This is a genomic window from Stenotrophomonas sp. YJH_SMC_6 (assembly GCF_059371335.1).
The window spans coordinates 215701-236074 of record NZ_JCAFUM010000006.1 but is presented as its reverse complement, the minus strand read 5'-3'; the positions used below and the strand labels follow the sequence as shown (position 1 = coordinate 236074).

Here is a 20374-nt window from a genome sequence, read left to right as displayed (position 1 = left end):
CAACGTGCCCCACCTTGCCGTGGCGGGAGAAAAACAAGGCCCCTGCGGGGGCCCTGTAGAATCTGGAGCGGGAAACGAGACTCGAACTCGCGACCTCAACCTTGGCAAGGTTGCGCTCTACCAACTGAGCTATTCCCGCAGATTCCGTTCGACCTGCGTCGAAGGAGCGCTATTGTGTCCAAATTCCTTCACGCCGTCAACAGTCTTCACATCATGCGGTCACGGGCGTCCGCAGTGGGGTACGCTGCCCCGCCCGGCCCCGTTCGCCCATGTTCCTTCGCGGCACGCCTCTGTTGATCGCCCTGCTGCTGCATTTGCTGGTGGCCCTGCTGTACTGGGCGCTGATGCCGATGGGAATGAACTGGTATCGCGACCATTTCGGCTTTGCTTCACATCGTGACATCGGCCTGGGCATCGCCCAGTTCTATCTGTTCTGGATGTTCATTGGCGCCCAGCCGCTGATCGCGGTGCTGCGGCCACTGTTTGCCAAGCTGCTGGTGCTGGCGATTCCCCTGGCGTTCGCGAGTTGGACACTGATGCACAACCATCCGCTGCGCCTGCTGTACTTCACCCTCGGGCCCGGCCTGCTGGCACTGGCCGCGATCGCCACAACCGCGTGGTATGCATCACGCAAGCGCCTGCCTGCCGCCACGGACACCGCCGATGCCTAGACGCTACGTCCGCCTATTCTGGTTGCTGGTTGCGTTGACCTGGCTGGCGCTGATCGCCGCACTGGTCAATGCCGGCTTCACCCCAGACTACTGGCTGCTGCATCACCTGGAAGGCGCCGAGTCGCCCTACCCGACCAGCACTGTCATCGTGTTCGCGTTGCTGGGCACCGTCGAACTGGTGGTGGCCGCCTTGATCGTGCGGCCGTGGCGACTGAAACGACTGTGGCTGCGCCTGCTGATCGCCTTCGCCCTGCTGCTGGCATGGTCGGTGCCGTGGATGCTGTCGGCGATGCACCAGCCACCGGTGCACGGCATGCACCTGCTGTGGTTGCTGCTGCTGGACGTGGGACTACTGCTGGCGCTGTGCTTGGTGTCGGCGGTGAGCGCATGGCGGGTGCTCAGGCGTCGAGGGCGCGCGGATGCGCCCCCGCCGCAGCACTAGGCTTACTTCCGGAACTCCACCCGCACATGCTGGCCGAAGCGCGCCTTGGCCTCGCCATCGAACTCCAGCACGCACTCCACCACCTTGGCCACGCCACGCCCAGCGTCTTCAGGCAGGCGTGCCTGTGCGAACACCGGGCTGATGCGTACCACGCGTGCGGGCGGCAGCGTGCTGGTGTTTTCGGCGCCATCGCTGTCCGGAACGACGGTAGCCTTCATGCCGACCTGCACGGCATCGGCGTAGGCCGCGCTGAGTTCGGCACGTACCTGCAGCGGGCGCGCGGGCAGCAGGGAGATTGCCGGCTTGCCCGCCTGCACGAATGCGCCAAGGCCCGGCACCTGGCCGACCACGGTGCCAGCTTCCGGCGCGCTCAGCGACATCTGCTGCAGTTTCAGCCTGGCGTGTTCCAGCTTGTGCTGGGCCATGTCGACCTGCGCACCGGCCACGTCAACATCGGCGCGTACGCCAGCCAGCTGCTGCTTGGCCGCATCGGCCTGCTGGTTGGACGACACGCCCTCGCTGGCGCCCGTGGACAGGCGGGTAACGTTGCGCTCCAGTTCGCGCAGCTGCGCCTGGCTGCCCTTCAGGCGGTCATTGGCCAGGGCGAGATCGGCGCTGGCCATCGCCACCTCCTGCTGCAGCAAGGCACCATCCAGCGACAGCAGTAGCTGCCCCTTCTTCACCGTGGCGCCTTCCTTCACCGGTGCGGCGGTGATCGAACCATCCACCGGCGGTGCCAGCGCGATCAGGCCACCCTCGACGTCGATGATGCCGCGCGCCACCGCGACCTTGCCGACGGCGGTTGCACCGGCCTTGCCCGAAGGCGACTGCGCAGGCGCAGGCGCGTCCCTGGAACAGGCGCCGAGCAGCAGTGCCGCGGACAGGGCCAGGCTGAGGGGAAGCAGGTGCGACGTCTTGGTCATGGGGCGGACTCTACAGTTTCGTTCTGGCGGCGGTCATCACGGACCATGCCGTCTTCCATGGCGATCACCCGATCCGCATGCCGGATCAGGCGCGGATCGTGGCTCACGCACAGCACGGTGGCGCCATGCGCACGTGCGTAGCGATGCAGGATGTCGATCACGCGCTGACCGTTCTCGGCGTCCAGCGCGCTGGTGGGTTCGTCTGCGAAGATCAGCGTCGGCGACTTGGCGAAGGCGCGGGCAACGGCCACACGCTGCTTCTCGCCGCCGGACAGCTGCGCCGGGCGCATGTGACTGCGGTGGCTGAGGCCCACTTCTTCCAGCGCCTTGCGCGCCAGCGGTTCGCTTTCGCGATTGCGCATGCCGCGGTAGCCCAGCGGCAGCTGCACCTGCTCCAGCGCAGTCAGTGCCGGGAACAGATTGAAGCCCTGGAACACGAAACCGACATGGTGCAGGCGGAAGCGCTCCACCTCGCTTCGGGTCATGTGCCCCACATCCTGGCCAAGTGCGTGCACGCGGCCACCATCGGGCGCGGACAGGCCGGACAGCAGCGACAACAGCGTGCTCTTCCCGCAACCCGACGGGCCCGATACCAGGGTCAGCTCGCCAGGATAGATGTCCAGCGACAGGCCGCGCAGCACCGGCACCTGCACGTCGCCGGACATGAAGCCCTTTTCAAGTGCATCGGCCCGCAGGGTCGGGGCGACGGCGCGTGTGGAAGTCATCGGCCGGCCCTCAACGCAACAGCAACGATGGATCGGAGCGGACGACACTGCGCACCGCCATGATGCTCGACAGCATGGCCATCACCGCAACCAGGGCAACACAGCCAAGGATCACCATTGGCGTCAGCTGCACCGGCACGCGCTGGGTCTGCGCGATCAGCAGCACCACGGTACTGAAGGCCGCCGCCAGCAACATGCCCACACCGCCGATCAGCAACGCCTGCTCGAACACCACCCGCGCCAGCGCATAGCGACCGGCGCCGAGTGCATTGAGCGTGGCGTACTCGCGAACCGAGCCAGCCACCACCGACGCGAACGACTGGTTGGTGATCACCGCGCCGACGAAGCAGACGATGACGGCCATGAACAACACCGCGATGCCGGCACCGGTGTCGAACAGCCAGTACTGCTGCGAGCGGCTGGCGAACTCCGGCGCGGTCCAGAACTCGACCGGCGTAGCCTGGCCCATTGACGCGGCCAGGCGATCGCGCACGCGGTCGGCCAGGTCAGGCGAGCGCAGGCCCGCCACGAAGTAGGTACTGCCCTCATGTGGGTCGGTACCGGCGATGGCGCGCGCGGTATCCAGCGAAGCCAGTACGTTGACACCACCAAGGCCACGCAGGCCCGGCTGCGCGGCAACCACGCGCACGGCCTTGCCATTGATCCAGGCGCGGTTGTTCTGCAGGTCCACGCCCAGCGTATCCAGGTCGGCGCTGTCGACGATCACCGCACCCGGTTCGCGCAGCTGTGCACGCAGGTCGGCAGGCAGGATGCGCGCGAACATCATTGCATCGTCGCGGGTGGAGATGCCGGACAGATACACCGACACGTTGCCGGTACCCTGCGCGCTGGAGCGCCATTCGCCATCCACCCACTCGTAAGGTTCGACGCGGGTGACATCCGGATCCATGCGCAGGTGGCTTTCCACATCGGCGCTGATCGCGTGGCCGTAGTTGACGCTCTGGGTGCCGGGGAAACCGGCCCAGATATCGGCCGAAGATGCCTTCACATAGATCGCGGCGGTACCGAAGATGCCCAGCACCAGCGCCGCCTGCACGATCAGCAGCACGCCGGCGAAGCACATCGCCAGCACCACCGGCAGGAACCGGCGCCACTCATAGGCCAGGGTCTTGCGGGCCAGCGCGATCATTGCGGTTCGCCCTCAGCCTCGACCGGCAGCGGTGCGCCGCCAAGGGCGCGGTACAGCGAAGCAAACGCCAGCACGCGTGCGCCCTGCGCACCGATCAGATCCGCCTGCGAAGCGAGCGCGGCACGTTGCGTGTCCAGCCCATCGAACTCGCTGGACAGGCCCAGCTGCACCTGCCGCGCCTGGCGCTTGACCTGCTGGTTGGCGGCATCGTTGGCCGCGCGCAGCGACTGGATGCTGCTGTCCTGGCGTGCAAGGCTGCCCAGCGCACCTTCCACTTCGCTCACGCCTTCCAGCACGGCCTTGCGATACCCGAGCAGCGCGGCGTCCAGTTGCTTCTCATCGGCATGGAAACGCGCACGGCGTTGGCCCCAGTCCCACAGCGGAATATCGACGTATGGACCGATCGACGGACTGGAGTCGGAATTGGAGCGCGCGTTCTGGGTGAGGTTGTAGGCATACAGAATGGAGCCGCCGAGGCTGATCCGCGGGTACATCGCGGCGCGCGCCGAGCCCTTGCTGGCGGCGGCCTGCATCACTTCCGACTCGGCCAGCAGGATCTGCGGCCGATGGCGCAGCAGATCGGCGGGGACCTGCTGCAGCGAGAACGTGCCCAGCGTCGGCGGCGTGCGATAGGCGCGCCAGGCCGGATCCGGGCCATCGCGGCCCAGCAGCAATGCCAGCGCGCGGGCCGCGTTGTCCGCGTTTTCCCGCGACTGTGCGATGGCGGCGCGGGTCGCGGCCTGGCGTGCACGCAGGCGATCAAGTTCGCCGGGCTCATCCAGGCGCAGGCGCTGGCGCACCAGGGCCAACTGTTCGCCACGGTCATCCACGGTCTGCTGCCGGCCCAGCAGGTCCTGCTGGGCCTGCGCCACGGTCAGGTCCAGATAGCTGCGCACCACGTCGGCAATCACCGCTACCTGCGCGGCATTGCGCAGCGCCTCGGCATTGCCGGCCGAGGCCTGCGCGCTCAGCTGCGCACTCTCGGCGGCGCCGAACAGGCCCAGGTCCCAGATCGCTTCAATGCCGGCATGGAAGTAGGTATCGACAGCGGCGGCGTCCTGCACCTGCTTGGCGCTGGCGGAGATTTCCGGCAGGAAACGCGAGTCGGACGTGCCAGCGACGATCCGAACGGCCTGCAGGCGCAAGGTGGCCTGCTGCAGGTCGAGATTGCCGGCGACCGCCTGATCGACCAGGCCATCCAGCGCCGGGTCGGCCAGCACCTTCCACCACTGCCTGGCGTCCACCGCCACGCCCTGGCCCTGCGGTACCTGGGTCCAGGCGCTGGGTGTGCGATCAGGCAGGTCCGGGACGGGCACCGACATGCAGCCGGCCAGGGCCAGGGTTGCCAACAACGCACCGGGGCGCAGCACTGCCTGCAGGGAGAGTCCGCGCCCGGTCCTGGGCACTGCCACTGAAGTGATACGCCTGACCACCAGCCCGCCAACGTGTAGAAGGAGCATGAAGGCTACCGTGCGATTGTGGAGCGAACATGGAGAATTGGTCCGAAAAAGGTCACAACACGCATGCGGTTCAGGCAACGATGGCGTTGGCCTTTCGCCAGCCTTTCACTGCATGCGACGCACGGAACGCTGGTGCGACATCCGGGCCATTGCGTCTTGTTGCCAACTTCCCCGAGCCCCGCCCCTGCGGTCATCCCCACGACCGATACGCCCCGCCATTCCGATTGCGACACTAACGCTGGAATCGTCCCGCCAGGCCGCCGATATCACGCCCGCCATGACGACGCCATGGCGCGACTGTAGCGCCCCGTGCCGCCAACGTCATGACAAACGAAAAACGCCCCCTTGCGGGAGCGTTCTTCTTGAATCTGGAGCGGGAAACGAGACTCGAACTCGCGACCTCAACCTTGGCAAGGTTGCGCTCTACCAACTGAGCTATTCCCGCAGATTTCGTTCGACCTGCGTCGAAGGAGCGCTATTGTGTCGATATTGCTGCACGGCGTCAACAGGAATTTTCGCCTGCATTTCGGGGAGGCGTTCAGGCCCCCAGGACCGATACCTCAGGTTCGCAGGCCACGGCGGTGGAAGTAGACCTGCTCGGCGATGCGCCGCGTGGCCGCCGTGTGCAGCAGTGCATTGAGCGGCCAGTCGGCCTGCAGATGGTCCATCGCCCAGCGCAGCAGGCGCTTGCCATGGAATGCCGGCGCCACCCGCCGCGCCACCCGTTCCGCTTCCGGCCCTTGCCCACGCAGATGGCGGGCAATCGCCTCGCCGACCGCCCAGCCGTGCCGCCACGAGGAGTGGATGCCCCCGGCGGACAGCGGCGAGACGATGCCTGCCGCGTCGCCGGTCAGGATCACGCGTTGGCCGGTGAACGGCCCATCCGGCCGGCCGCACGGGACCAAGCCGGCGCGGGTGGCCGAGGGACGCGCCGAAGGCGGAATGCCGACCACATCGCGCACGTGGTCGAGGAAGCCATCGATATCCGGCGGCCGCACCTGTTGCGGGTCATGACGCAGCGCCAATCCCACCTGCAGCCCGGTCGGATTCTGTGCGACCCAGCCGATGTAGCCCGGCGCGTAGCGCTTGCTGACAAAGCAATGCAGCGCATTGCCTTGCGCCACCTGCAGGCCGGCGAACTCGCGCTCGACGCCGTAGAGGGTGTCGCGCACCTGACCAAGGCCGGTGCGCTGGGCCACGCGTGAGCGTGCGCCATCAGCACCAACCAGATAGGCGCATCGCCCTGCCCCATCCACCTGCCAGCCATCACCACTGCGATGGGCATCGGTGAAAGACCGTTGCAGGCGCAGGTCGACACCATTCGCGCGCAGCTCGCTGGCCAGCCAGCGCATCAGGTTCGGCGTATCGGTGGTGAGGAAGTAATAGCCCGGCGCGGCCAGCAACACGTTGCGCAGGTTCGGCGCATACAGGCGCACGTTTGCGACCCGCTGCACCAGATGCTCGGGCATGCGCCCCAGCCAGGTCTGCTCCATCGCTTCCTTCACCACGATGCCGGTGGTGTGCAGGCGCTCGCCGGGGTCGGCCTTGCGTTCAAGCACGCAGACGCGCAGACCGTACTGGGCGGCAGCCAGTGCGCAGGCGGCACCGGCGAAGCTGGCGCCGACGATGACGACGTCGTGGTCGTAGGCGGAGAGAGTGTGAGGCATTGCGGCATCGCCGTGGAGAGTCGGAGATGCAGCTTCGAACTGCCGCGTGGTGAGCCGAAGGAGTGGCGGTGAAGTGAGGATGAAGCGTGGAACACGCAAACGAAAAACGCTCCCTTGCGGGAGCGTTTCTCTTGAATCTGGAGCGGGAAACGAGACTCGAACTCGCGACCTCAACCTTGGCAAGGTTGCGCTCTACCAACTGAGCTATTCCCGCTTGGGAGGCGAAATTTTACCTATTCCAAGGATGGCGTCAAGCGCTTTTTTCAGGGTCTGTGAGGCGCCTTGCACCGCCTATCCACGCATGGCGTGGATCTACTACAGCGTCTCCGCAAACTGATGGATCCGCCCCCTCCGTGGATGCGGCATTTCCAATAGATCCACGCCATGCGTGGATGGCAGCAACCGTGGGGTCAGAGCCCTTTCCTGCAGAAAGGGATCCGACCCCGGGCTCAGTTGCCCAGCTTCTTCTGCCGCGCACGCTCGCGCGCAGCGCGCTCGTCATCGCGCAGGCTCGGCCAGGCGGCGTGCAGGTACTGCAGTCCCGACCACAGGGTCAGCACCGCGGCAATCGCCAGGGTCCAGTCACCGATGTGGAACACCGGCCAGCCCATCCAGATGTCTTCCACCGGCACGTTCGGGGCCACCGAATACAGCAGGCACAGCAGCGCGACCATCTGCGCGGTGGTCTTGACCTTGCCGATCATCGCCACGCGCACCTTCGCACGCTGGCCCAGCTCGGCCATCCATTCGCGCAGCGCCGACACCGCGATCTCGCGGCCGACGATCACCGCCGCCCAGAACGCCATCCACGGCGTCGGATGGCCCTGCACGATCAGGAACAGTGCCACTGCCACCATCAGCTTGTCCGCGACCGGGTCGAGGAAGGCGCCGAAGGCCGACTCCAGCTGGTAACGGCGTGCGATCCAGCCATCGAGCCAGTCGGTGATCGCGGCCAGGCCGAAGATCGCCGCCGAAGCGAAGTTGGTCCAGGTGTAGGGCAGGTAGAACACCAGCACCAGCACCGGGATCATCACGATCCGCAACAACGTCAGCCAGGTGGGCAGGGTCAACTTCATGCTTGCGTGCTTCTCTCTCTACTCGGCCGCATCAGGCGTGGCCAACCCGTGCAGGTTAGCGTAGATACGTGCCGCGAGGGCGTCATTGATGCCTTCCACCTTGGCGATTTCCGCTTCGCCAGCGGCTTTCAGGCCCACCAGGCCGCCGAAATGCTTGAGCAGGCTGGCGCGGCGGCGCGGCCCGATACCGGGAATGTCCTCCAGCTTGCTGGTCATCCGCGCCTTCTGCCGGCGGCCGCGGTGGCCGGTGATGGCGAAGCGGTGCGCCTCGTCGCGCACCTGCTGGATGAACTGCAGCGCCGGGTTGGCCGCGCCGGGGCGCAGCTCGCGGCCGTCGGGCATCACCAGCGCTTCATGGCCGGCGCGGCGCTCCACGCCCTTGGCCACACCCACCAGCAGCACGCCTTCCACGCCCAGGTCGGCCAGTGCGGCCTGGGCCTGCGCCAGCTGCCCGGCGCCGCCGTCGATCAGCAGCACGTCCGGCAGCACGCCCTGCTCTTCCACCGCACGGCGGAAGCGGCGGTCGATGGCCTGGCGCATTGCGGCGTAGTCATCGCCCGGCTCGATGCCGCTGATGTTGAAGCGGCGATACTGCGCGCGCACCGGACCGGCAGCGTCGAACACCACGCACGAGGCCACGGTAGCCTCGCCCAGGGTGTGGCTGATATCGAAACACTCGACCCGCTTGACCGGCTCGGCCAGGCCCAGCATCTCGCGCAGTGCGTCGCTGCGCGCATGCTGCGCGTTGCGGCTGTTGAGTTCGGTGGCCAGGGTCAGCTGCGCGTTGCGGCTGGCCAGTTCCACGTAGCCGGCGCGCTCGCCGCGCACGTTCCACTTCAGCTGCACCTTGCGCTCGGCCGAGGCCGACAGCGCGGCGACCAGCAGGTCGGCATCGGGGATCTCGCGGTCCAGCAGGATCTCGCGCGGCGGCTCGAATTCGATGTAGTACTGCGAGACGAACGCGGCCAGCACTTCCTCCGGGCTTTCTTCACCATTGGTGCGCGGGAAGAACGGGCGGGTGCCGAGGTTGCGGCCATCGCGGAACGCCAGCAGCAGCACGCAGGCCTGCGAGCCCTGCATGGCCACCGCCAGCACGTCCAGGTCGGCAGCACGGCCATCCACGTACTGGCGGGTCTGCATGCTGCGCAGCGAGGAAATCAGGTCACGCAGGCGCGCGGCCTGCTCGAATTCCAGTGCCTCGCTGGCGGCCTGCATCTGCTCGCCCAGCTCGCGGGTCAGTTCGTCGCTCTTGCCTTCCAGGAACAATGCAGCGCGACGCACCGATTCGGCGTACTCGGCAGGCGCCACCAGCTCCACGCAGGGCGCGCTGCAACGCCCGATCTGGTATTGCAGGCACGGCCGCGAGCGGTTGCGGAACACGCTGTCCTCGCAGCTGCGCAGCTTGAACAGCTTGTGCATCAGGTTCAGCGTTTCGCGCACCGCAGTGACGCCGGGATACGGCCCGAAATAGCGGCCGGGAATGGCGCGCGGGCCGCGATGCAGCGCGATGCGCGGCCAGTCCTCGCGGGTCAGCAGCACATGCGGATAGGTCTTGTCGTCGCGCAGCGAGACGTTGTAACGCGGCGACAGCGACTTGATCAGCTGGTTTTCCAGCAGCAGCGCCTCGGCTTCCGAGCGCGTCACCGTCACGTCCATGCGCACGATCTGCGAGATCATCGACATGATCCGCGCATTCTTCGGGCTGCCGTTGAAATAGCTGCCGACGCGGTTACGCAGCGCACGCGCCTTGCCGACATACAGCAGGGTGTCGTCGGCCGCGTACATGCGGTACACACCGGGGGCGGTACTGAGCTGGGCCGCGAAGGCCTTGCCGTCGAAGGCCGGGGCGGGAACGTCGGTCATTCGCTGATCGGCACTTCGCTGAGCACGCCGCTTTCGGGATCGAATCGCAGCACGGCGTGGGCATCGGTCTCGGCGATCCACACCGCACCGGCACCCACGGCCAACCCGGCCGGGCCGTGCAGGCGGCGCGGCAGCGGCTGGGTGGTCAGTTCGCCACCGCCCAGGCGCAGCGTGCGCAGGCGGCCATTGCCGGTATCGGCAATCCATAGCAGCGGCGCATCCGGACTCAGCGCGATCGCCTGTGGGAACTGCAGGCTGGCCTGCGCGCGCGGGCCATCTTCGTCACCGAAACGCCAGGGGCCCTGCCCGACCAGCGTCTGCACCAGATCCCCGCGCAGCTGCAGTGCACGGATCGAGGAGCCCAGCGCATCGGCCACGTACAGCACCTGCTGCACCACGGCCAGTGCAGTCGGTTGAGCAAACGCGGCCAGATGGCCGCTGCCGTCACGCTCGTCGATGGCACCGCTGCCGGCGCGCCACTGCAGGCTGCGCTGACCCAGGTGGTAGCTCCAGATGCGGTTGTCGCCGGCCATGGCGATGTGCAGCTGGTTATCGGCGATGGCGAGGCCGACCGGGTGGTCCAGCGAGACCTGCCGCGCCTGTGCTACCGGGCCCTCCACCGGCGCACCGGGGCGGCCATTGCCGCAGAGCGTGTCGACGATGCCGGTCAGCAGGTTGATGCGGCGCACGGCATGGTTGCCGGTGTCGGCCACGTACAGCGCGTCGCGCTCCAGCACCAGCGCCTGCGGGCGATGGAACGCAGCTTCGGCGAGGTTGCCGTCCATGAAATCGGCCGTCCCCAGCCCGAACTGGCGCAGGATGCGGCCGCCGTGGCTGCATTCGAGGATGCGGTGATGGCCACTGTCGGCGATGTACAGGCGTTCGGTGCTGACCGCCAGGCCCAGCGGAAAACGCAGGGCCTGCCGCGGCTCCGGATGCAGCTCGGTACCGCCGCGCGGCGGTGCCGACGGCGCACCGTGGCACAGCGCATTCAACGCACGCTCAAGCTCTCCCGGAGCCCCCAGCCCGACCAGCCGTTGCTGCTCGCGACCCTGCGCGTCCAACAGCACCACGGTCGGCCACGATGTGATGCCGAAGCGACGCCAGCCATCCCAGTCGGCATCGAGCAGGACCGGCATTGACAGCCCCTGGCGGCGCAGCAGTTTGAGTGCGGCGCCGGCGTCACGCTCGAAATCGAAGCGGGGTACCTGCAGGACCAGCGGCTGCAGCATGCCAGGGTGACGCGACAGCCATTGACTGAACTCGGCCAGGCGCTGCGCGCTCCAGGCAGAAGCGGCGTTGACGAACAACAGCGCCACCGGCCGACCGCGCAGTTCGGTCAGGGTACAGGGGGCGGCATTGAGCCAGGTGGCGAACTCGGGCAGGTCCGGGACGGGCTGGACGTTCATGGCCCGATTATGCCGGAGTCGGCGCCATGCAACAGTCGTGCCACTGCACGTTTTGCAGCATTGTCGACCAGCGTCCAGACCTGTTCGAAGTGATCGCTGCCGCCGGTGTAGGGATCCGGGATGGCCGCCTGCCCCTCCCCGCCCGACCAGGGCAGGTACAGCGCCAGCCGCTCACGCTGGGCGGGTGCCACCAAGCGTCCCGCGTCCCGCAGGTTCGCCTCGTCGGCGCACAGGATCCAGTCGAAGCGGTCGAAATCAGCGGCGTGCAGCTGGCGCGCACGCAGGCCGCCGATGTCCACGCCGTGCCCCGCCGCGCAGGCGATCGCACGCCGGTCCGGCGGCTCGCCCACATGCCAGTCACCGGTGCCGGCCGAATCCACCTGCACGCGCCCCGCCAGTGGCGAAGCGTCCAGGCGTGCGCGGAGCGCGCCTTCGGCCATCGGCGAACGGCAGATGTTGCCGAGGCAGACGACCAGCAGCTTCATCGGGCAGCCAACGTCTGCAGCAGTGCTTCGGCGCGCTCCAGGTCCTCGGGCGTGTCGATGCCCGCCGGGAATGGTTCAGGCGAGATCGCCACGCTGATCGGGTAGCCGGACTCGAGCACGCGCAGCTGCTCCAGCGATTCGACCTGCTCCAGCCGGCCCGGGGGCATCGCCGCGAACTGCTGCAGGAAACCCGCGCGGTAGCCGTAGATGCCGATGTGGCGCAGCCAGGCATGCCCTTCCGGCAGAACCTCGCGGCTGCGCGCGAAGCCATCGCGGTGCCAGGCAATCGGCGCGCGGCTGAAGTACATCGCCTCGTTGCGCACGTTGCGCACCAGCTTGACCACGTTCGGATCGAACAGGGTTTCTGCATCCTCCACGGCGGTCGCCAGGGTCGACATCGGTGCATTGCCTTCAGCCAGCGCCTGGGCCACCGCACGGATTCCCGCAGCCGGCGCGAACGGTTCATCACCCTGCAGGTTGACCACCACGGTGTCGTCGGCCCAGCCGGCGATGCGCGCGCACTCGGCCAGGCGGTCGGTACCGGAGGCATGCGAGGTGGCGGTCATGGCCACCTTCACCTCGGCCAGCCCGGACAGCGCGTCGGCGATGCGTTGATCGTCGGTAGCGACCCAGACCTCGCCAGCGCCGGCCTGCAGCGCGCGGCGCGCCACGTGCAGCACCAGCGGCTCACCACCCAGCAGGCGCAGCGGCTTGCCCGGCAGCCGCGAGGCGGCATAGCGGGCCGGAATGGCGACGACGAATTCGGTCATGGGGCGATACTCGGCAGGCTCGTTACAACGGGGATGCGGCCGGCGGCGCGTGAATGCAAGCGCCGCCACGCCGCTCAGTTCGGTCGCAGCTTGTCCAGGCGGTCGGTCAGCGCCACCCAGAACGCGGCAGGCAGCTCGGCACGCAACGGCACCGCGTAATGCCAATCGTTGCCGAACGCGCGGCATTTCACCGCATCCTTCTCGGTCATCAGCACCGGCAGCTGGCTGCCGAAGGACAGGTCCTGCGGCTGGTAGGCCTGGTGGTCGGCAAAGGCGTGCGGCACCACGCCGATGCCACGCGCGCGCAGCATGTCGAAGAAGCGCTGCGGATGGGCGATGCCGGCCACCGCATGAACACGCTGGCCCTTGAAGTACGACAACGGGCGCGCGCGGCCACCGGCCAGCGGCTGCGCACTGTCGATGTGCAGGGCCATCGGCCACTGGCCGAAACCGCAGGCCTGTGCCGCGCTTTCCTCATCGGCCTGGCCCAGGTTGACCACGCGGAAATCGCATTCGCCGGCACGGCTGACCGGCTCGCGCAGCGGTCCGGCGGGAATCATCCGGCCGTTGCCGTAGCGCCGCTGGGCATCGACCACTTCGATCTCGATGTCGCGCGCCAGCCGGTAGTGCTGCAGGCCGTCATCGCAGACGATCACATCGCAGCCGGCCTGGATCAGTGCCCTGCCTGCGGCCACGCGGTCGGCGTCCACGCGCACCGGCACGCCGGTCTTCCAGGCGATCAGCACCGGTTCGTCACCGCCCTTGGCGGTCGGCGTGTCGGCCTGCACCCACAGCGGCTTGTCAGCGTCTTCACGGCCATAGCCACGGCTGGCGACGCCCGGCTTCCAGCCGGCCCCACGCAGGCGCTCGACCAGGGCGATGGTCAGCGGCGTCTTGCCGGTGCCGCCGGCGGTGATGTTGCCAACCACGATGACCGGCACCGGCAGCGCGTAGCGCTTGCGCCATCCGCGCCGGTAGGCACGGCGGCGCAGCGCGGTGACGCCGGCATACAGCGGCGCCAGCAGGCGCATCGCCCACGGAACCGGGCTGCCGTCGTACCAGTACGGCGGGGTCTGGGTACCCTTGCCAGCCATCAGTCCTGCCTTTCGCGGAACTGCATGCTGTGCAGATGCTGGTACAGGCCACCCATGGCAAGCAGCTCCTTGTGGGTACCCCGTTCAACGATGCGGCCGTGGTCCATCACCAGCACCTGATCGGCATGCTCGATGGTCGACAGGCGGTGCGCGATGACCAGCGTGGTGCGTTCGGGCATCAGGCGCTGCAGCGCATCCTGCACCAGTCGCTCGGATTCGTTGTCCAGCGCGGCAGTGGCTTCGTCGAGGATCAGGATCGGCGCGTCACGCAGGATCGCGCGGGCGATCGCCAGGCGCTGGCGCTGGCCGCCGGACAGCAGCGCGCCGTTCTCGCCGACCGGGGTCTGCAGCTGCTGCGGCATGCGCGCGATGAACTCCCACGCATTGGCCGCTTCGGCCGCCGCACGGATCTGTTCCTCGCTCGCTTCCATGCCATAGGCGATGTTGGCCGCGATGGTGTCATCGAACAGCATGACCTTCTGCCCGACCATCGCCACCTGCCGACGCAGGTCGGCCAACGGATAGTCATCCAGCGCGACGCCATCGAGGGTGATCACACCACCGCTGGGCTCATAGAAGCGCGGCACCAGCCGGATCAGGCTGGTCTTGCCACTGCCGGAACGACCCACGATGGCGGTGACCGTGCCGGGCTTGGCAACGAAACTGATGTCGTCCAGGGCAATGCCGCTGTCCTCGCGGTAGCGCAGCATGACGTGGTCGAAGGCCAGTTCGCCGCGTACGCGCTGCACGCTGTTGCGGCCCTCGTCACGCTCGACCTGCATGTCGAGGATGCCGAACAGGCGCTCTGCGGCGGCCACGCCGCGCGAGATCGAGGTCTGCACGCTGGTCAGGCGGCGCAGCGAAGGAATGATGGCCATCATCGAGGTCATCAGGCCCATGAACTGGCCGGCGTTGAGGCGACCGGCCAGCGCTTCACGCGTCGACACCCAGACAATCACCGCCAGCGCCAGCGCGGCCAGGAACTGCACCACGCTGGAGGCGGCAGCACGGGTGACTTCCACCTTCATGTTCAGCGACAGCATGCGGTTGGCCAGGCGTGAGTAGCGCGAGATCTCATGCTGCTGGGTGCCGTGCACCTTCACTTCCTGCTGCGCCGCCAGCGACTGTTCGGCGGTCTGCGCCATCGAACCCATGCCATCCTGGATGCCACGGCTGATGCGGCGGTAGCGCTTGCCCACGTAGGACACGATCACGCCGATCAGCGGTACCACCACCAGCATCGCCACGGTGACCTTCACGCTCATCTGCAGCATTACCGCCAGCATGGCGATGATGGTCAGGGTGTCGGCCACCACGGTCTTGAGTGCGTCGGCACTGGCCTGGGTGACCTGTTCGGTATCGAAGTTCAGGCGGCTGACCATCACCGGCGTCGCTTCGGTATCAAAATGCGAGGACGGCAGGTGCAGGTACTTGGCCAGCACCTGTTCGCGCAGGTCGCGCACCACGCTGCGGCCGGTCTTGGCCAGCGCGTAGTCGCTCACCCAGGTGGCGACGCTGCGCATCAGGAACAGGCCCAGGATGGTCAGCGGCAGGATCACCGCCATGCGCGGTTCCGGGTTGACGAAACCGCGGTTGACCAGCGGCTCCATCAACTTGGTGAAGTGGTAGCCCGCCAGGGCTTCGACCACCATGGCGATGACCGCGGCCACCATGAACACCCAGTAGGCGCGGGTGTACCCCAGCAGACGTTTGTAGATCGGCCACACCGGCGCGTGATTGGAACTCATGGACGCACCTCGGGTGCTGTTGCAATGGCAATACGGCGGAAGCCGAGCTGACCCAGCGCGTCCTGCGCGGTCACCACGGCCTGGTAGGGAGTGCGTGCGTCGGCACGCAGCAGCACGGTCTGCTCGCGATCGCTGCCGGCCACGGCGGCGATGGTCTGCTTGACCGACTCTACGTCGCTGCGCAGCACTTCCTGGTCGTTGATGAAGTAACGGCCTTCGGCGTTGATCAGCACGCTGAGCGAGCGCGGCGGCTCGTTGGTCTGCTGCTGGCTGGCGGTCGGCAACTGCACCTGCAGCGTCGAACGCGCGTCGAAGGTGGTGGTGACCACGAAGAAGATGATCAGCACCAGGATGACGTCGATCAGCGGCACCAGGTCGATATGCGGCTCATCCTGGGATCGGTCGTTGCCGATACGCATCGATCAGGCCTTCGCCGTGGCGGCGCCGGACTGGCGCGCGGCCGGGGCCGGGTTCATCACCCCGGGGCGGCCGTCGAGCGTATCCAGCAGGGCGCTGGCTTCCTGCTCCATCTCCACCACGTAGCCGTGGATGCGGCCCTTGAAGTAGCGATGGAACATCAGCGCCGGGATCGCCACGATCATGCCGGTGGCCGTGCACACCAGCGCCTTGCCGATGCCGCCAGCCAGCTGGTTCACGTCGCCCACGCCGTGGTCGAGGATGCCCAGAAACATCTGGATCATGCCGATCACCGTGCCGAGCAGGCCCAGCAGCGGGCCGGCCGAGGCAATGGTGCCCAGTGCGTTCAGGAATCGCTCCATGCGGTGTACCAGGTGGCGGCCGGTGTCTTCGATGCGCTCGCGGATCTGGTCGCGCGGGCGGTTGCGGGCTTCCAGTGCGGCAGCCAGCAGCGCGCCCAGCGGCGAGTTCGCCCGCAGGGTCTGCAGGTGGGCCGGGTCGAGCTTGCCGCGGGCGGCCCAGTTGCGCACTTCCTGGCCGAGGCCGGGCGGCAGCACTTCAGTCCGCCGAAGGGACCAGAAACGCTCCAGGATGATCGCCAAAGCCAGTACGCCCAACAGCAGCAGCGGCACCATCGGCCAGCCACCGGCCTTGACCAGTTCCCACACGTTTCAACCCTCCGGCCCAACGGCCGCTTGTTCGATCGGCGATAGGATAGCAGCCGACCGCGCCCGCCCAGCGGCATCCCACCACCGGGATGCATGGATGCGCTGTTCACGCAGCTGCAGGCCTTGTGCGCCAAGCCATACGCGGATCGCCCCGGAGTCGGCCGTGGCCAGCACCTCCGCGCCTTGCGCCTGCCAGCGCTGGACCACCTCCTGGCGCGGGTGGCCGAAGCGGTTCCGGTGCCCGGCCGAGACCACCGCCAGCCGCGGCGCCACCGCCGCAACCCACGGCGCACTGGAGCTGCCGCCGCTGCCATGGTGCGGCACCAGTACCACGTCCGCCCTCAGCGCGTGCGGGTACGCCTGCAGCAGCGCCCCCTCGGCCGGTCGACCGATGTCACCCGGCAGCAGGACCACGCCGTGACGGCTGGCGATGCGCAGCACGCAGCTGTCCTCGTTTTCGGCTTGCCGGCTGCCCGGCGCCGGGTGCAGGACCTGGAAATCAACCCCGTCCCACTCCCAGCGCATCCCCTGCTGGCAGGGCGTGGCGCCGCCGATGGCGCTGCCCGGTGGCGCCAGCAGCTGCAGCCCGGGCAACTGCCGTCGCAGGCTGGGCAGGCTGCCGGTGTGATCCAGGTGGTCATGGCTGAGCATCACCTGCCGGGGCGGCCCCTGGCCGAGCGCGCGCAGGGCCGGGACCAGGATGCGTTCGTTGCCCTCGCCGCCAGTCGGCGGCCCCACGTCGTACCAGAGCGCGTGCCGTGCCGTGCGCACCAGCACCGCCGTGCCCTGGCCGACATCGTGCACCAGCAGCTCCAGTTCCCCCGCGGCCGGTGCATGCCGGGCCGGCCACAGCAGCGGCAGGGACAGCAGCAGGCCCGCCAGGCCACCGCCGGCGCCGCGCGGCAGCAGCCACCAGAACACGCCCAGCAAGGCCACGGGTAGCGCCCAGCGCGGCGCCTCGGCCAGCCACCACATCGCCTGCGGATGCAGCGCCAACGGCTGCAGGGCCCCCCAGCTGAGCTCGAACAGCCAGGCCGCGGCACGCCAGGCCCAACGCCCTGCGCCGTCATGCAGCACGTGCAGGCCGGTACCGAGCAGCGACAGCGGAACAACCAGCATTGTCCACCACGGGATGATCGGCAGGTTGACCAGCGGCCCCAGCCGCGCGGTCCCGCCGAACAAGGCGATGCACAGCGGCAGCAGCCCAAGGCTGGCAACACCCTGCGCGGCAAGGAACCCGCGCAGCCCGCCACCGATTCCCTCCGGCCCCGTCCTCGGCAGGCACCAGAGCAGCCACAGCACGCCACCGAAGCTCAGCCAGAATCCAGCCGAGAGCACCGACAGCGGCGCAGGCAACAGCATCACCATCGCGGCCAACGCCAGCCCCTGCCCTGCGCCCACCGGGCGACGCCCGGCCCTGGCCAGTGCGACCAGCCCGATCATCAGCGCTGCGCGCACCGTCGGCAGCGCACCACCCGCCGCCACGGCATAGGTGGCTGCGGCCAGCGCCGCTCCCCATGCGGCGGCCTGCGGCCGTGGCCAGTACCGTCCCAGCAACGGGCACAGCCACCACCACAAGCGGCACAGCAGTACACCGAAGCCAGCCACCACGCCCACGTGGAAACCGGAGATGGCGACCAGATGGGTCAGGCCCAGCGCGCGCAGGTGTTCCCAGTCGGCATCGGACAGGCCACGGGTATCGCCCAGTGCCAGCGCCTGCACGAACCGCGCGGCAGGATGTGCCACCTGCACGGCGATCGCCGCACTGCTGCGTTCCCGCCAGGCCTGCAGGCCCTGCGCCGGCAGCCACTCCCGCGCACGGGCCGGATCACGCACCGAGGCATTGCCGGAGATGCCCCGCAGCACGGCGTGGCGCTCGCCATCGAAGCCGCCGGGATTGATCCGCGAGCGTGGCGCGCGCACGCGCAGCGACAACTGCCAATGCGATCCTGCGCGAACCGCATGGCGCCCGCCCTCCGCCTCGTGCGCCGGCGATCCGCGCCACGGATCGTTCCAGGTCACCTGCAGGCGCTTGCCACGCAGCGATGGCAGCGCGCCGGCATCTTCGACATGCAGCACGAAACGCGTGTAGCCGGGCCCCTGCCGGGGAAGGTCGGCCACCCGGCCCCGCACCTGCACATCCTGCGGTGGCGCGCCGGGTGGCAGCTGGCCATGCAGGACCCAGTGCCCGTGCACCGTTGCCCAGGCCAGGCCGAGCAGGGACGCGGACCAGGCACGGCCGCGCCAGGGCAACAGCCAGCCGCCGGCGCCGGCGATCGCCATCGGCACACTCAGCCACAGCGGCAGCAACATCGGCATCTGCACGCAGGCCAGCGCCCCCAGCACCAGGCCTGCAGCGCAGCCAAAGCCAAACAGGGCCGGGGCGGATCGATCGGGAACCATTTCCCCAGCCTGCCGCTGGAGGCCGCAGGCTGCCTATCGGGCCTTTCCCCGTGCGCCTGTCAGCGCCGTACGGTACCGCGGTGGAAATTGACTCTGAAGCTGGCGCCGCCGCCAGCCGCTTCGCCAACGCTGACCGAGCCACCGTGGTGCTGCACGATTTCCTTCACCAGGTGCAGGCCCAGGCCACTGCCGCTGCCGGCTGCACGCAGGCGGTGGAAGGGCTCGAAGATCGCTTCGCGGTCGCCGACCGGAATGCCGGCGCCCTGGTCGCTGACCTCCAGCAGGCCGCGTGCATCGAGGCGCACGCAGATCGTGCCGCGCCCGCCGCCATGGACGATGGCGTTGTGCACCAGGTTGGCGATCACCCGCCCCAGCGCCAGGCTGTCGCCATGGATCCACACGGGCGACTCCGGCGCATCCACCTCGAAGCCATAACCGGCGCCGACCACCAGCGGCGCCAGATCGGCGGCCGCCTCGCGCACCAGCAACGCCAGGTCCAGCCGCTGCAGCGCGCCGACATTGCGATCGAGACGCTGCAGGTCGAGCAGGTGCTCAGCCACGTTGCCGAGGCGGGCGACGTCGGTCAGCAACTGCGATTTCAGTTCACCCTGCGGCAGCTGCGACAGGCGCGCCTGCACCACCGCGATCGGTACGCGCAGCTCATGCGCGGCATCGGCGAGGAACTTGTCGCGCGCTGCATAGCCCTGCTGCACCTTGTCGATCGCATCGTTGAACGCTTCCACCAGTGGTGCGACCTCGGTGGACACCAGCTGCGCATCCAGGCGCGCGCCCGGCTGGCCGATGTCCAGTTCCTTGGCCTGCTGCGCGGAGCGGCGCACGCCGCGCATCGCGCGATGGATCACCGTCGGCATCACCAGCAGCGTGACCACGATCAACGGCAGGAAGAACCACAGGCCGATCAGGCGCAGCACCATCAGCGCGCCATCCAGCAACCCGCCCTTTGGAGCACCACCGACCATCACCGTGATGCGGCGTCCATCCTCGTTGCGGATCATCACCCGCGCCACGTCCAGATAGGGTGGCACCAGTGAACCCAGTTCGGTGGCGCCCACTGTCGGCAAGCGTGCCAGCAATGGCGCGTGGACCGCAGGAATCGTGCCGCGCTCCAGCCACGTGCCCCTGTCATCAACCGCCGCGAACCAGAGGTTGCCGCCGGCCCCGGCATTGAGCTTGTCCCAGCGCGCCTGGTCCAGTTCCAGCCGGCCGCCTTCGCTGTGCACGGCTTTGGCCACCGCCTCGGCCGTGAACATGTCCATGCCCCAGGAGTCCTTGTCACCCCAGGTCAGGATCAGCGCGACCACCGCGAACAGCACGGTGAACGCCTGCGCAAGGAACAGGCGCCAGGCCAGGCCCAGGGTGATGGAACGGATCGGGCGTGCCAT

Annotated in this window: 18 protein-coding genes and 3 tRNA genes; 2 read left to right on the top strand and 19 right to left on the bottom strand. The window is 68.3% G+C overall.

Going from position 1 to position 20374, the window contains the following annotated elements:
* Nucleotides 1-63: 63 nt before the first annotated feature.
* Nucleotides 64-139, bottom strand: a tRNA-Gly gene (locus tag AC5P9N_RS08990).
* A 130-nt stretch (nucleotides 140-269) separates the two neighbouring features.
* Between AC5P9N_RS08990 and AC5P9N_RS08985 the strand changes: the two genes are divergently transcribed.
* Both AC5P9N_RS08985 and AC5P9N_RS08980 read left to right on the top strand, forming a co-directional pair.
* Nucleotides 270-671, top strand: a complete 402-nt coding sequence (locus tag AC5P9N_RS08985; protein WP_099484728.1) for a hypothetical protein — start codon at nucleotides 270-272, stop codon at nucleotides 669-671.
* Nucleotides 664-1113: a hypothetical protein gene (locus tag AC5P9N_RS08980; protein ID WP_099484729.1), complete on the top strand. Its 450-nt coding sequence runs from the start codon at nucleotides 664-666 to the stop codon at nucleotides 1111-1113. Before AC5P9N_RS08985 ends, AC5P9N_RS08980 begins: the two co-directional genes overlap by 8 nt.
* A 2-nt stretch (nucleotides 1114-1115) precedes the next feature.
* Here the strand turns inward: AC5P9N_RS08980 and AC5P9N_RS08975 are convergent, their stop codons facing one another.
* From AC5P9N_RS08975 to AC5P9N_RS08890, 18 genes are all read right to left on the bottom strand, one after another.
* On the bottom strand, nucleotides 1116-2036 hold the full coding sequence (locus tag AC5P9N_RS08975; protein WP_099484730.1) for an HlyD family secretion protein: 921 nt from the start codon (nucleotides 2034-2036) through the stop codon (nucleotides 1116-1118).
* Nucleotides 2033-2761 (bottom strand): ABC transporter ATP-binding protein, encoded by a 729-nt coding sequence (locus tag AC5P9N_RS08970; RefSeq protein WP_012479691.1) that lies wholly within the window; start codon nucleotides 2759-2761, stop codon nucleotides 2033-2035. Before AC5P9N_RS08970 ends, AC5P9N_RS08975 begins: the two co-directional genes overlap by 4 nt.
* Before the next feature lie 10 nt (nucleotides 2762-2771).
* Entirely contained in the window at nucleotides 2772-3911 is a 1140-nt protein-coding gene (locus tag AC5P9N_RS08965; RefSeq protein ID WP_060380152.1) for an ABC transporter permease, read from the bottom strand.
* Nucleotides 3908-5371 (bottom strand): efflux transporter outer membrane subunit, encoded by a 1464-nt coding sequence (locus AC5P9N_RS08960; RefSeq protein ID WP_060380151.1) that lies wholly within the window; start codon nucleotides 5369-5371, stop codon nucleotides 3908-3910. The genes AC5P9N_RS08965 and AC5P9N_RS08960 overlap by 4 nt, the downstream gene beginning before the upstream one ends.
* Before the next feature lie 369 nt (nucleotides 5372-5740).
* Nucleotides 5741-5816: transfer RNA gene (locus AC5P9N_RS08955), tRNA-Gly, on the bottom strand.
* Nucleotides 5817-5931: 115 nt separating this feature from the next.
* A complete protein-coding gene (locus tag AC5P9N_RS08950) occupies nucleotides 5932-7038 on the bottom strand; it encodes an NAD(P)/FAD-dependent oxidoreductase (RefSeq protein WP_049459966.1) in 1107 nt (368 codons plus the stop codon).
* Between the two features lie 138 nt (nucleotides 7039-7176).
* Nucleotides 7177-7252, bottom strand: a tRNA-Gly gene (locus AC5P9N_RS08945).
* A gap of 235 nt (nucleotides 7253-7487) precedes the next feature.
* A complete protein-coding gene (gene pgsA, locus AC5P9N_RS08940; protein ID WP_012510614.1) occupies nucleotides 7488-8114 on the bottom strand; it encodes a CDP-diacylglycerol--glycerol-3-phosphate 3-phosphatidyltransferase in 627 nt (208 codons plus the stop codon).
* Between the two features lie 18 nt (nucleotides 8115-8132).
* Nucleotides 8133-9977, bottom strand: coding sequence for an excinuclease ABC subunit UvrC (uvrC, locus tag AC5P9N_RS08935; protein ID WP_005408879.1), 1845 nt, complete (start codon nucleotides 9975-9977; stop codon nucleotides 8133-8135).
* Nucleotides 9974-11386 (bottom strand): hypothetical protein, encoded by a 1413-nt coding sequence (locus AC5P9N_RS08930; RefSeq protein ID WP_005412824.1) that lies wholly within the window; start codon nucleotides 11384-11386, stop codon nucleotides 9974-9976. The genes uvrC and AC5P9N_RS08930 overlap by 4 nt, the downstream gene beginning before the upstream one ends.
* Complete coding sequence (locus tag AC5P9N_RS08925) at nucleotides 11383-11871, bottom strand: low molecular weight protein-tyrosine-phosphatase (RefSeq protein ID WP_099474854.1); 489 nt, start codon at nucleotides 11869-11871, stop codon at nucleotides 11383-11385. Before AC5P9N_RS08925 ends, AC5P9N_RS08930 begins: the two co-directional genes overlap by 4 nt.
* A complete protein-coding gene (gene kdsB / locus AC5P9N_RS08920) occupies nucleotides 11868-12641 on the bottom strand; it encodes a 3-deoxy-manno-octulosonate cytidylyltransferase (RefSeq protein ID WP_060380512.1) in 774 nt (257 codons plus the stop codon). The genes AC5P9N_RS08925 and kdsB overlap by 4 nt, the downstream gene beginning before the upstream one ends.
* 74 nt (nucleotides 12642-12715) lie before the next feature.
* On the bottom strand, nucleotides 12716-13735 hold the full coding sequence (lpxK, locus tag AC5P9N_RS08915; protein ID WP_060380511.1) for a tetraacyldisaccharide 4'-kinase: 1020 nt from the start codon (nucleotides 13733-13735) through the stop codon (nucleotides 12716-12718).
* Complete coding sequence (msbA, locus tag AC5P9N_RS08910) at nucleotides 13735-15483, bottom strand: lipid A export permease/ATP-binding protein MsbA (protein WP_005412820.1); 1749 nt, start codon at nucleotides 15481-15483, stop codon at nucleotides 13735-13737. The genes lpxK and msbA overlap by 1 nt, the downstream gene beginning before the upstream one ends.
* Complete coding sequence (locus tag AC5P9N_RS08905) at nucleotides 15480-15902, bottom strand: ExbD/TolR family protein (protein ID WP_004152323.1); 423 nt, start codon at nucleotides 15900-15902, stop codon at nucleotides 15480-15482. The genes msbA and AC5P9N_RS08905 overlap by 4 nt, the downstream gene beginning before the upstream one ends.
* Before the next feature lie 3 nt (nucleotides 15903-15905).
* Entirely contained in the window at nucleotides 15906-16568 is a 663-nt protein-coding gene (locus AC5P9N_RS08900; RefSeq protein WP_005412819.1) for a MotA/TolQ/ExbB proton channel family protein, read from the bottom strand.
* A 3-nt stretch (nucleotides 16569-16571) separates the two neighbouring features.
* Nucleotides 16572-18971 carry a DNA internalization-related competence protein ComEC/Rec2 gene (locus AC5P9N_RS08895; RefSeq protein WP_099484731.1) on the bottom strand — a complete coding sequence of 800 codons (2400 nt, stop codon included), beginning with the start codon at nucleotides 18969-18971 and terminating at the stop codon, nucleotides 16572-16574.
* A gap of 59 nt (nucleotides 18972-19030) precedes the next feature.
* Complete coding sequence (locus tag AC5P9N_RS08890) at nucleotides 19031-20374, bottom strand: sensor histidine kinase (RefSeq protein ID WP_005408871.1); 1344 nt, start codon at nucleotides 20372-20374, stop codon at nucleotides 19031-19033.